Below are 12,216 nucleotides of genomic sequence, written 5' to 3'. Positions count from 1 at the left end.
GAGTTGTCTTCCCGTGACCAGCACCGTGCCCAGGATCCTCATCGTCGGTGGAGGATATGCCGGCTTCTACACCGCATGGAAGCTCGAGAAGCACCTGCGCAAGGGCGAAGCCGAGGTCACCGTCGTCGACCCGCTGCCGTACATGACCTACCAGCCCTTCCTTCCCGAGGTCGCCGCGGGTGAGATCGAAGCGCGCCACGTGGTCGTGGGCCTGCGTCGCCACCTGAAGCGGACTCGCGTCGTCACGGCGAAGGTGACCGGCATCGACCACGCCAACAAGGTCGCCACGATCACGCCCCCCGTCGGCGACTCGTGGCAGCAGGAATACGACCAGATCGTCGTCACCGCCGGTGCCGTCTCGCGCACCTTCCCGATCCCCGGCATCGCCGAGAACGCGATCGGGCTCAAGACGATCGAGGAGGCCGTCGCGATCCGCGACCGCATCCTCACCAACTTCGACCGGGCCGCGAACCTCCCCGCCGGCCCCGAGCGCGAGCGTCTGCTGACCGTCGTCGTCGTCGGTGGCGGGTTCGCCGGTATCGAGGTGTTCGCGGAGATGCGCGCGATGGCCTCGTCGCTGCTGAAGAACTACCCGCAGCTCAGCTTCGAAGAGACGCACTTCCACCTCATCGAGGCGATGGGTCGCATCATGCCCGAGGTGTCGCTGAAGACGAGCGAGTGGGTGCTGAAGGACCTCGCCAAGCGCGGTGCACACGTGCACCTCGACACGCAGGTCAAGGGCGCCGTCGACGGCAACGTCGAACTCTCCACAGGCGAGGTGATCCCCTCCGATCTCATCGTGTGGACCGCCGGCGTCATGGCCAACCCGACCGTCGTGCGCGGCAGCGACCTGCCCGTCGAGGAGCGCGGTCGCATCCGCACCCGCCCCGACCTGCGCGTCGGCACCGACGAGGAGATCGTCGAGGGCGCCTGGGCCGCCGGCGACATCTCCGCCGTCCCCGACCTGACCGGCAAGGGCGTCGGCGGCTACTGCGTGCCGAACGCCCAGCACGCCGTGCGCCAGGCGAAGCTGCTCGCGAAGAACCTCACCGCGGTGCTCCGCGGAGAGCTTCCCAGCGAGTACATCCACCACAACCTCGGCGCGGTCGCGGGCCTGGGTCTGTACAACGGCGTGTTCCAGTCGGGCAACATCGCGCTGAAGGGTCTCATCGCGTGGTTCGCCCACCGCGGCTACCACGGCCTGGCCATGCCGTCGTGGGAGCGCAAGTGGCGCGTCATCGGCGACTGGTGGCACAACTTCTGGCTCAACCGCGACAACGTGTCGCTGCAGGCCGTGCAGAACCCCCGCTACGTGTTCGAGGAGTTCGCCGCCCGCCCGCGTCCTGCGCAGCCCGCTGCGGCTCCCACCGAGCCCGCCATCGACCCGAAGTCGGTCGAGGCGGAGAAGTCCGGCAAGGCTCCCGCCTCGACGGGCGCGGCCGCGAGCTGATCACAGCGCTAGGGTGAGCAGCGTGGCGCAGCCGCGCTGCGCCCCCGTAGCCCAACGGCAGAGGCAGGCGACTTAAAATCGCTTCAGTGTGGGTTCGAGTCCCACCGGGGGTACCGCCCCCAGCATGAAGACCCGCGTGAGAACGCGGGTCTTCGTGCGTCGTGGCCGCGGCATCCGTCTTCTGAGAACAGGAGATCTCGCCGCAGCAGGAGGTTTCGGGGGTGGATCGTCCTGTCCCGGTGAGATCTCCTGTCGTGGGGATGCCGCCCGGCGCCGGGATGCCGCGGGCGCTGTCCTAGGCTGACGCTGTGCTCGATCTTCTCGGCGCCGACGCCGACACCGAATCCCTGCCCGCGGCGACCCACTGGGAGGCGATGACGGATGCCGTCGCGCACCTGTCAGGTCCGATCGCCGCGATCGATCTGCCGGCGCTGCGCTACAACGCGCTCGACCTCGTGGTCCGTGCGAGCGGGGTTCCGATCCGCGTGGCGAGCAAGTCCATCCGCGTGCGCGAGGTGCTCGACGCGGCCCTCGCGGTTCCGGGGTACCGCGGCATCCTCGCCTTCACCCTCCCCGAAGCCCTCTGGCTCGCCGAGACGCACGACGACGTCGTGCTGGGGTACCCGAGCGCCGACCGTGCCGCCCTCGCCGCCCTCGCCCGCGACGAGCAGGCCGCGACCCGCGTGACGCTCATGGTCGACGACCTCGCGCAGCTGGACCTCATCGACGCCGTCGGACCGCCCGCCGGTCGCCCCGTGCTGCGGGTCGCGATCGACGTCGACGCGTCCTGGCGTGCGCCCGGCCTCGGCCACATCGGCGTGCGCCGCTCGCCCCTGCACGACCCGAGCGACGCGATCCGCCTCGCGCGGGCCGTGTCGGCGCGTGCCGGGTACCGGCTCGTCGGGATCATGATGTACGAGGCCCAGATCGCCGGACAGCCCGATGCCACCGGGCGGGGCGACGGCGTCGTCCGGTGGATGCAGCGTCGCTCGGGGCGGGAGCTGCGGGAGCGCCGGGCCGGGATCGTCGCGGCGGTGCGGGAGATCGCCCCGCTCGAATTCGTCAACAGCGGCGGCACCGGTTCGCTCGAGTACTCCGCCGCCGACCTGTCCGTCACCGAGCTCACCGCCGGCAGCGGCCTGCTCGCCGGTCACCTCTTCGACGGCTACCGGGCATTCTCACCCGCCCCCGCCGCCGCCTTCGCGCTCGAGGTCGTGCGAAAGCCCGAGCCCGACATCGTCACGGTGCTCGGTGGCGGCTGGATCGCCTCGGGTCCGCCACTGGCGTCGCGTCAGCCCGCGCCGGTGTGGCCGCCGGGACTGACGACATTCGCCCGCGAGGGCACGGGGGAGGTGCAGACGCCGCTGCGCGGTGAGGCGGCGCGTGCGATGAAGGTGGGTGACCGGGTCTGGTTCCGCCACGCCAAGAGCGGCGAGCTCGCCGAGCGGGTCGACCGCTACCACCTCGTCGAGCACGGCGCCCTCGTGGGGGAGGTCGCGACGTACCGCGGCGAGGGTCGGGCCTTCCTGTGACCCGGCCCGGCGGGCGTTGGCAGAACTGGGGCCGCTGCGAACAGGTGCGCCCACAGCGGGTGGAGTACCCGACCACGGTCGCCGCCGTGCGGCGCAGCGTGCAATCCGCTGCGGCGCGCGGGCTGCAGCTGAAGGCCGTGGGGTCGGGGCACAGCTTCTCCGGCGTCGCCGTGGCGCCGGGCGTACTGCTCGAGCTCGCCGACCTCAGCGGCCTCGTGTCGGTCGACCGGGAGCGCCGCCGGGTGCGGCTGCTGGCGGGCACCAAGCTGCATCGCATCCCGGCGCTGCTGGCCCCCTACGGTCTCGCGATGCAGAATCTCGGCGACATCGACCGGCAGTCGATCTCGGGCGCGGTGTCGACCGGGACCCACGGCACGGGCGCGCGCTTCGGGGGTATCGCGACGCAGGTGGTCGCCGCGACGCTCGTGACGGCCGACGGTGAGCTGCTCACGGTCGATGAGACGCACAACGCCGATCTGCTGCCCGCCGTCGCTCTCGGGCTCGGTGCCCTCGGCGTCCTCGTGGACGTGACCCTGCAGTGCGTGCCGCGGTTCGTGCTGCACGCCGTGGAGCGGCCGGAACCGGTGGATGCCGTCGTGGCCGACCTCGCCGACCGTGCCGCCGCCGCCGACCACTTCGAGTTCTACTGGTTCCCCCACACCGACCTCGCCCTCACCAAGACCGACACGCGGCTGCCCGAGAGCGCCCCGCGTCACCGGCTGCCGGCAGTGGGCAAGTGGGTGGACGAGACGCTGCTGGCCAACGGGCTCTTCCGCGCGACGTGCGCCGCCGGCACCGTCGCGCCCCCGATCGTGCCGAGGGTGAACCGGCTCGCGACGCGGCTCACCGGCGACCGCGAGTACAGCGACGTCAGCGCCGCGGTGTTCACACAGCGCCGCGGGGTGCGGTTCCGCGAGATGGAGTACGCCCTGCCGGTGGAGCACCTCGCCGCCGCGTTCGACGAGCTGCGCACCCTCGTCGTCGAGCGGGGCTGGCGCATCTCGTTCCCCGTCGAGGTGCGCGTCGCCGCCGGTGACGGGCTGTGGCTGTCGACGGCAACGGGCCGGGCGACCGGCTACATCGCCGTGCACCGTTACTGGCGCGAGGACCCGACCGAGTACTTCGCGGCGGTCGAGCAGATCATGCTGCGTCATGACGGGCGACCGCACTGGGGCAAGATGCACGGTCTGGATGCCGCGCAGCTGCGTGAGCGGTACCCGCGGTTCGATGACTTCACGGCGCTGCGCGACTGGCTCGATCCGTCGCGGATGTTCCGCAACCCGTACCTCGACCGCGTTCTCGGTGGGTAAGGACTGGGAGTGCCCGCGGTGGCGCGGTGACGGCGTGCGCGCGCCACTAGGATGGGGGGACACTCGGAGGGGAGTCACGGACACATGTGGGAATGGCTGATCCCGGTACTGATCGTCGTCGCACTGGTGGTCGCCGTCGGCGTCTACTTGTGGGCGACCTACAACTCCCTCGTCGCGCTGAACGTGCGCGTCGACGAGGCGTGGAGCGACATCACGGTGCAGCTCAAACGCCGCGCCGACCTGCTGCCCAACCTCATCGAGGCGGTGAAGGGGTATGCGGCGCACGAGAAGGCGGTGTTCGAGAACGTCACCCGCGCTCGAGCCGAGACCCTCGCCGCAGGCGGGCCCGCCGACGCGGGTGTCGCCGAGGGCCACATGCAGCAGGCGCTGAAGTCGTTGTTCGCCGTCGCGGAGGCCTATCCGCAGCTGCAGGCCAGCCAGAACTTCCTCCACCTGCAGCAGTCGATCGTCGACACCGAAGACAAGATCCAGGCGTCGCGCCGGTTCTACAACGGCGGCGTGCGGGAACTCAACACGAAGATCCGCGTGTTCCCGAACAACCTCTTCGCCCGCAACCTCGGATTCCACGAGCGCGAGTTCTTCGAGGTCGTCGACGGCGCCGCCATCTCCGAGCCGCCCCGCGTGCAGTTCTGATGCGAGCCGGGGCGATCCTCGCCTGATCGGAGGCCCCGGTGTACTCGGCGATCGCCCGCAACAAGCGCAACACCTGGTTCATCCTGATCGGGTTCGTGCTGGTGCTGGGGCTGCTCGGCCTCGCCGCCGGCTGGCTCGCCGGCAACAACTGGTGGATCACGGCATTCGTGCTCGTGGCCGCGGGCGGTTACGCGGCCGTGCAGTACTTCTTCGCAGACCGTGAGGCGCTGGCCTTGTCGGGCGCCGTGGCGGTCTCGCAGACCGACGCGCCTCGCTTTCACCGCATCGTGGAGAACCTGTGCATCGCGACGGGCACCCCGATGCCGCGTCTGTACGTCGTCGACGATCCGGCTCCGAACGCCTTCGCCACCGGGCGCACGCCCGAAGAAGCGGCCATCACGGTGACGACGGGGCTGTTCGAGCTCATGACGGACCGCGAGCTCGAAGGGGTGCTCGGCCACGAGCTGGCCCACATCCGCAACTACGACATCCGCGTCTCGCTCATCGTGTTCGGTCTCGTCGTCGCCGTCGGCATGCTCGCCGACGTCGCCTTGCGATTCGCTTTCTTCGGGGGAGGCCGCCGCAGCGGCAATGGACAGTCGCAGCTGGTCTTCCTGCTGTTCGGGGTGGTCGCCGCACTCGTGGCCCCGCTGCTGGCCGGGGTCGTTCAGGCATCCATCTCGCGTCAGCGGGAGTACCTCGCGGATGCCACGAGCGCCCTCACCACCCGCGATCCGGATGGGCTGGCATCGGCGCTGGCGAAGCTCGAGACGAACGCGCAGCCGCTGAGCAGGGCCAACACGGCGATGGCCCACCTGTGGTTCGCCGACCCGCTGCGCCCGGGCGGCGTCGCGCGCCTGTTCGACACGCACCCGCCGATCGCGTCGCGCATCGAGCGGCTGCACACCATGGGCGGCGAGTTCTAGCGTGACCGCGCCGCTCGAGCTGTCACCGCGCGACGCGCGACGGCTCGCAGTGCGGGCGCAGCTGCTGTCGGCGCCGCGGCCCGCCGGCATCGTGGAGACGGTCTACGCCCTCGGCGCGGTGAACATCGAGCCGACGGCGGCGATCATGCCCAGCGCCGACCACATCCTGTGGAGCCGGCTCGGATGGCCCTACCAGCCCGCGGATCTGCGTCAGGCGGTGGAGGCGGACCGCGACCTGTTCGAACTGGACGGGTTCTACCGGCTCATGTCCGACCTGCCGCTGCACCGCCACGACATGGCCCGTCGTCCCCGCGACGAGGGGACGCGGGCGTGGCTGCACGCCAACGACGGCTTCCGTCGCGATGTGATGGCGCTGCTGCGGGCGGAGGGTCCGCTGCACGCCGCGGAGGTGCCCGACACGGCGCAGGTGTCGTGGCGCTCCAGCGGCTGGACGCACAGCCGCAACGCGCAGCAGATGCTCGAGATCCTGGTGGGCACCGGGGACGTCGCCGTGTGGGGGCGCGATGCGAAGGGGCGGTTGTTCGACCTCGCCGAACGCGTCTACCCCGCCGACCTGCCCGACGTGCCGGAAGCCGCGGCCCGCCGTGAACGCAGCGAACGCCGGCTGGGGGCCCTCGGCATCGCTCGGACGAAGACGGTGGGCGACGACGTCGGCGTGCCCGCGCAGGTCACGGGGGTGGCGGGGCAGTGGCGCGTGGATGCCGGGGCGCTCGAGGGCGCCTTCGCCGGACGCACCGTGCTCGTCTCCCCGCACGACCGCATCGCCGCCGACCGTGCCCGGCTGCTGGACCTGTTCGGCTACGAGTACGTGCTGGAGATGTACAAGCCGGCCGCCCGGCGTCGTTGGGGGTACTTCGCCCTGCCGATCCTGCACGGCGACCGGTTCATCGGGAAGCTCGACGCGAAGGCGGACCGCAAGGCCGGGGTGTTCCGCGTGAACGCGGTGCACGAGGAGGTCGGCTTCGACGAGGCCGCTCGCGAGGCCGTGGAGCGGGAGGTCGGCGAACTCGCGGCGTGGCTGGGGCTGGAGGTGCAGGGGCTGGCGTGACCGGCCTCAGAAGACCGTCAGCACCAGCTCGTCCCCGGCGAAGGACACCGTGCCGCGCAGCGTCCAATCGTCGGTGCGGTAGGTCACCGAGTCCGCGGTGCCCTCGCGGTCGGTGCCCGCCGCGGTGACGACCACCGAACCGCCCGATGCGGTGAAGGTGAGCGCGGCGTCGTCGATCTGCAGCACGGGATACGTGTCGATGCGGGTCGTGAGCGTGTCGAGCGCCGTGAGGTCGGCAGGCCACGGCACCTGCAGACCGCAGCGGTCGGGCAGGGTCTCGGCCGGAGCCACACAGGCGTCGGCGTAGGCGTCGAGCTGCGGCTGTGCGCGCGCAGCGGCGTCGGGGGAGAGGCTCGCATCGATCGCGGCGGAGAGCGGCTGCGCATTCGTGGCGGCGACGGTGGCGGCACCGTCGAGGAAATCGGTCGGGGCGGCCTGCAGCGTGTACACCGCCGGCAGCACCGATACGACGCCTTCCTCGCCCAGCGGCAGCACCGCATCGCCGATGCTCACGGCGTCGCCGAGCGTGGTCGCCACGTCGATCGTGGCGAGGCTGTCGGTCACCGTCCAGGTGCCCGATTCGTCGGTCAGCGTGAACAGTACGGTCGTGTCGGCGCCGTCGAGTGCGGCCTCGGCACGGAAGCCGGTTCCGACCTCGCCGGCGACCGCATCGGTGACGACGGGATCGGCGAGGTACGCGTCGGCGGCCGCGAACGCGGCGAGGACCGTCTCGTCGGGCTCGGCCAGGAGCGCGGCGACCGCGTCGACGTCCCCGGTCGCAAGGGCCTGCAGGTATCGCTCGGCGACGGCGTCGGCGGATTCGGGGCGGGTGAGGGCGAAGACCATGACGCCCGCCGCGATCACGAGGGCCGCACCGGTCGCGGCGAGGGCGATGAGAGGGCCGCGCTTCACCCCTCCACCGTATCGCCGACGGGCACGGGCGCGGGTTCTGCGGTCGTCCGCTCGTGGCGCAGGGCTCCGCTGAGCGCGTCGGCGATGTCGTCGGTGGCGTCACCCCACCGCCCCACCGACACGCGCTCCAGGCCCTGCCAGCGGGCTGCCAGCCGCAGTTCCTGCGCCAGGCGCTCGGCCGCGTGAGCGGGCCGGCCGTGCTCCCACCACGCCGACTGCACGAGCAGGGTCGACCGGGCGCGATCGGCCTTGAGGTCGACGCGCCCCACGATGTCGTCGCCCACGAGAACGGGCAGCGAGTAGTAGCCGTAGCGCCGCTTGTGCGCCGGGGTGTAGATCTCGATGCGGTACTCGAAGTCGAACAGACGCTCGGCGCGGTCACGGAACCACACCACCGGGTCGAACGGCGTGAGCAGGGCCGTCGCGTCGAGGCGCCGGGGGAGCGTGGCATCGCGATGCCGCCAGGCCGCGGCCGGCCGCCCCGCGGTCTGCCAGCCCGCCACCGTCACCGGCTCCAGCGTGCCGGCCTCGACGTGGTCGGTGATCGCGCGCAGCACCGCGGGCCGGTCGGCGAGGCGCCAGTAATCGGCCAGATCGGATGCCGTGGCGACGCCGTAGGCCGCCGCCGCGCGCGCCACGAGCTCGCGGATCGCCACCTCGCGCGGGACCGGGGCTCTCGCGGCATCCGGGATCACATGCTCGACGAGCGCGTACGTGCGCTCGAAGCCGCGTCGGCCGGCGACGGCCACCTCGCCGAAGAGCCACAGGTACTCCAGCGCGCGCTTGACGGCGTCCCAGTCCCACCAGGGGCCGCGCTGCGCCGTCGTGGTCTCGCGGTCGATCTCGGCGGGGCGCAGCGGTCCTCGCGCGGCGAGTTGCGCCCGGACATCTTCGACCACGCCGCGGTGCTCGTGGAACCACCGCTGGGCGCGCTGCCCGTAGCGGGCCCGCAGGTCGTCGTGGCGAAACGCGAACAGGCCCCAGTCGCCGAGGGGGATGAACGACGCCACGTGCGCCCAGTACTCGGTGTACGGCGCGCGGCGGGCGAACAGCAGCCGGTCGAGCAGACCGGTGTCGTAGGCGCCCAGCCGGGAGAACAGCGGCAGATAGTGCGAGCGCGCGAACACGTTGACCGAATCGATCTGCAGGGTCGCCATGCGTGCCAGCGCGAGGTTGAGCTGGCGCGTCCCCACCACCGCCGGGCGCTGTCGGGTGAAGCCCTGCGCGGCCAGGGCGATGCGCCGGGCCTCGGCGCCACTCAGCCTGGCGGAGCGCTTCGGGGTGGGGGTCAGGGACACGGCGCACAGCCTAGCGAGACGCTCCGACACCGGCGGGCGCGCATCGGACGCCGAGCGGGCGACTCTAGAATGACGAGGTGACCGGCTCCGACGAAAAGCCGCGCAACGTCTTCTTCGACGCCGTGCGGCGCAAGAACACGACCAGCGACATCGCCGCCGGCCTGCCCAACGGGCTTCGCATCGCGACGGCATACGCGTGGCGGTTCCTCGTGATCGCGGCCGCGATCGGGGTCGCGATCTGGCTGGTCATCCAGCTCAAGCTGCTGGTGATCCCGCTGCTCGTGGCGATTCTCGTGACCGCACTCATCTGGCCGGTGTTCAGCTTCATGCTGCGCCGTCGCATGCCCAGGTGGCTGGCGATCGTCATCTCGGTCGTGGGCACGCTCGCCGTCGCAACGGGACTGCTGTGGCTGGCGGTGTGGCAGGTCAGCCGGCAGCTGTCGTCGGTGCAGGGGCGCACCGTCGAGGCCATCGACCGACTGCGCGACTACCTCATCGCAGGTCCGCTGCACCTCACGGCCGGACAGATCGACGGGCTGCTCGACCAGGGCCTTCAGCTGATGGAGCAGCAGGCCTCGCTGGTGTGGTCGGGGGCCCTCGCGATCGGCAGCACCGTGGGCCACGTCGCCACCGGTACGTTGCTCACCATCTTCATCCTGCTGTGCATCCTCGCCGACGGCGGCGGCATCTGGCGCTGGACGGTGCGGCTGTTCCCGCAGCGCGCGCGCACCGCCGTCGACGGCGCGGGCCGTGCCGGCTGGGTCAGCATCATCAACTACGCGCGTACCCAGCTGCTCGTCGCGACGATCGATGCGATCGGCATCGGCCTGGGTGCTTTTCTCCTCGGCGTGCCGCTGGCGATCCCGGTGGCGGTGCTGGTCTTCCTCGGCGCCTTCGTGCCGTTCGTCGGCGCCGTCCTCACGGGCACCCTCGCGGTGTTCCTGGCGCTCGTCTACAACGGGCCGTGGATCGCGTTCTGGATGCTCGTCGTGGTGCTCGGCGTGCAGCAGCTGGAAGGCCACGTGCTGCAGCCGCTGCTCATGGGCTCGGCCGTCAAGGTCCACCCGCTCGCCGTCGTGCTCGTCGTCGCCGGTGGCGCGATGGTCGGCGGCATCCCCGGCGCCCTCTTCGCGGTGCCACTGGCGGCGTTCGTCAACGTCGTCTGGATCTACCTGTCCCGGCGCGGCTGGGAGACCGGCGCACCCGCGCGCCCCGACGAACTCATCTGGAGCACTGTGCCCCGCGACTGGAGGAACCCCGCGTGACCACCCCCACCCTGGCGGAGATCGAGGATGCCGCCGAGGCGCTGCGCGGCGTGATCGTGCGCACCCCGCTGGAAGAGTCCGACCACCTCAGCGACCTGCTGGGCGTGCCCGTGCGGCTCAAGCTGGAGAATCTGCAGCGCACCGGTTCGTTCAAGATCCGCGGCGCGACCTACCGGCTGTCACGACTGACGTCGGAGGAGCGCGCCCGGGGCGTGGTGGCCGCCTCCGCCGGCAACCACGCGCAGGGCGTCGCCCTGGCGGCGCAGAAGCTCGGCATCAAGGCAACCATCTTCATGCCGCTCGGGGTGCCGGTGCCCAAGCTCCTGGCCACCCGCGGCTACGGCGCGGAGGTCATCCTCGACGGTGACACCGTGGAGACCCCGCTGCGCCTGGCTGCGGAGTTCGCCGAGCGCACCGGTGCCGTGCTCATCCATCCGTTCGACCACGCCGACGTGATCGTCGGTCAGGGCACGCTCGGCCTCGAGCTGTGGGACGACGTGCCCGACCTCGACACCGTCGTCCTCGGCATCGGGGGCGGGGGGCTGGCCGCCGGTGTCGCCGCGGCCGTCAAGGCCCGCGCGGCGGCCGAAGGCCGCACGGTGCGGGTGATCGGCGTGCAGGCGGCCAATTCGGCCGCTTACCCGTCGTCACTGCAGGCGGGGCACCCGCTCGCGGTCGCGACGACCCCCACGATCGCCGACGGCATCGCCGTCGCGCGCCCCGGCGACGTGCCGTTCGAGATCATCCGCGAGCTCGTCGACGATGTCGTCACCGTCACCGACGATGACATCGCCCGCGCCCTGCTGCTGCTGCTCGAGCGGGCGAAGCAGGTCGTGGAGCCGGCGGGAGCCGCGGGCGTCGCGGCGATCCTCGCCGGCAAGGTGCAGGCCTCGGGTACGACGGTGGTGGTGCTCTCCGGAGGCAACATCGACCCGCTGCTGCTGCAGCGCGTGGTCTCCCACGGGCTCGCGGCATCCGGTCGCTACATGACGCTGCAGATCCCGTTGCCCGACCGACCCGGCCAGCTCGCCCGGGTGTCGGAGCTGCTGTCGATCGCCGGCGCCAACGTCATCGAAGTGCTGCACACCCGACACGGTCAGGGACTGCAGATCAGCGAGGTGATCCTGCAGCTGAGCGTGGAGACGCGGGGCACGGAGCACCGCGCTCTCGTCATCTCGACGCTGGAGGACGCGGGCTACACCGCGACGATCCTGCCCGACTGAGCCGGGCAGGCCCGATCACTGGCCGGTGTAGGTCTCGACCTTGACGATCTCGACGGGGATCGCACGCCCGTTGGGGGCGGTGTACGACGTCGAGTCGCCCTCCTTGAGACCGAGGATGGCCGTCCCGAGCGGCGAGGCCTCGCTGTAGACGTCGAGCTCTGAGTTCGCCGCGATCTCGCGGTTGCCGAGGAGGAACACCTCTTCGCCGCCGGCGACGACGGCCGTGACGACGGTTCCCGGTTCCACGACACCGGTGGACTCGGGGGCGACGCCGACCTTGGCGTTCTTAAGAAGGTGCTGGAGCGTGCGGATGCGCGCCTCCTGCTTGCCCTGCTCGTCCTTGGCCGCGTGGTAGCCGCCGTTCTCCTTGAGGTCGCCCTCTTCGCGCGCGGCTTCGATGCGCTTGGCGATATCCTCACGGCCCGTGGTCGACAGGTGCTCCAGCTCCGCGACGAGGCGATCGTAGGCATCCTGCGTGAGGAAGGTCTCGGGGGCGTCGGTGGACACAGCGTTCTCCTTCAGGGGCGGGGGGTGATGCTCGGGCCTAAGCCAAACGCCCCGGCGACAGCCGGGGCGT

Annotated in this window: 11 protein-coding genes and 1 tRNA gene; 9 read left to right on the top strand and 3 right to left on the bottom strand. The window is 71.4% G+C overall.

What is annotated here, in order from left to right; all coding sequences use genetic code 11:
* Positions 1–25 precede the first annotated feature (25 nt).
* From H9651_RS04470 to H9651_RS04440, 7 genes are all read left to right on the top strand, one after another.
* Positions 26–1,450 (top strand): NAD(P)/FAD-dependent oxidoreductase, encoded by a 1,425-nt coding sequence (locus tag H9651_RS04470; RefSeq protein WP_191717990.1) that lies wholly within the window; start codon positions 26–28, stop codon positions 1,448–1,450.
* Positions 1,451–1,490: 40 nt separating this feature from the next.
* A tRNA-Leu gene (locus H9651_RS04465) sits at positions 1,491–1,563 on the top strand.
* A 261-nt stretch (positions 1,564–1,824) separates the two neighbouring features.
* Positions 1,825–2,982, top strand: coding sequence for an alanine racemase (locus tag H9651_RS04460; protein ID WP_191717989.1), 1,158 nt, complete (start codon positions 1,825–1,827; stop codon positions 2,980–2,982).
* Positions 2,979–4,292: a D-arabinono-1,4-lactone oxidase gene (locus H9651_RS04455; protein WP_191717880.1), complete on the top strand. Its 1,314-nt coding sequence runs from the start codon at positions 2,979–2,981 to the stop codon at positions 4,290–4,292. Before H9651_RS04460 ends, H9651_RS04455 begins: the two co-directional genes overlap by 4 nt.
* 84 nt (positions 4,293–4,376) lie before the next feature.
* Entirely contained in the window at positions 4,377–4,946 is a 570-nt protein-coding gene (locus H9651_RS04450; protein ID WP_191717879.1) for a LemA family protein, read from the top strand.
* A 38-nt stretch (positions 4,947–4,984) separates the two neighbouring features.
* On the top strand, positions 4,985–5,872 hold the full coding sequence (locus tag H9651_RS04445; protein WP_191717878.1) for a M48 family metalloprotease: 888 nt from the start codon (positions 4,985–4,987) through the stop codon (positions 5,870–5,872).
* A gap of 1 nt (position 5,873) precedes the next feature.
* Positions 5,874–6,941 carry a DNA glycosylase AlkZ-like family protein gene (locus tag H9651_RS04440; protein WP_191717877.1) on the top strand — a complete coding sequence of 356 codons (1,068 nt, stop codon included), beginning with the start codon at positions 5,874–5,876 and terminating at the stop codon, positions 6,939–6,941.
* 6 nt (positions 6,942–6,947) lie between these two features.
* Here H9651_RS04440 and H9651_RS04435 read toward each other — a convergent pair whose 3' ends face one another.
* Together H9651_RS04435 and H9651_RS04430 are read right to left on the bottom strand one after the other, a co-directional pair.
* Positions 6,948–7,853, bottom strand: coding sequence for a hypothetical protein (locus H9651_RS04435; protein WP_191717876.1), 906 nt, complete (start codon positions 7,851–7,853; stop codon positions 6,948–6,950).
* Entirely contained in the window at positions 7,850–9,151 is a 1,302-nt protein-coding gene (locus tag H9651_RS04430; protein WP_318244754.1) for a winged helix-turn-helix domain-containing protein, read from the bottom strand. Before H9651_RS04430 ends, H9651_RS04435 begins: the two co-directional genes overlap by 4 nt.
* A 77-nt stretch (positions 9,152–9,228) precedes the next feature.
* Here H9651_RS04430 and H9651_RS04425 point away from each other — a divergent pair, with 77 nt between their 5' ends.
* Positions 9,229–10,416 (top strand): AI-2E family transporter, encoded by a 1,188-nt coding sequence (locus H9651_RS04425; RefSeq protein ID WP_191717874.1) that lies wholly within the window; start codon positions 9,229–9,231, stop codon positions 10,414–10,416.
* Entirely contained in the window at positions 10,413–11,639 is a 1,227-nt protein-coding gene (gene ilvA / locus H9651_RS04420; protein WP_191717873.1) for a threonine ammonia-lyase, read from the top strand. Before H9651_RS04425 ends, ilvA begins: the two co-directional genes overlap by 4 nt.
* Positions 11,640–11,654: 15 nt before the next feature.
* Here the strand turns inward: ilvA and greA are convergent, their stop codons facing one another.
* Positions 11,655–12,146 (bottom strand): transcription elongation factor GreA, encoded by a 492-nt coding sequence (gene greA / locus H9651_RS04415; protein ID WP_191717872.1) that lies wholly within the window; start codon positions 12,144–12,146, stop codon positions 11,655–11,657.
* Positions 12,147–12,216: the final 70 nt, after the last annotated feature.

The organism is Microbacterium pullorum (assembly GCF_014836535.1).
Lineage (GTDB): Bacteria > Actinomycetota > Actinomycetes > Actinomycetales > Microbacteriaceae > Microbacterium > Microbacterium pullorum.
The sequence above is the reverse complement of the archived record's forward strand: the minus strand, read 5'-3'. Positions and strand labels throughout refer to the sequence as shown.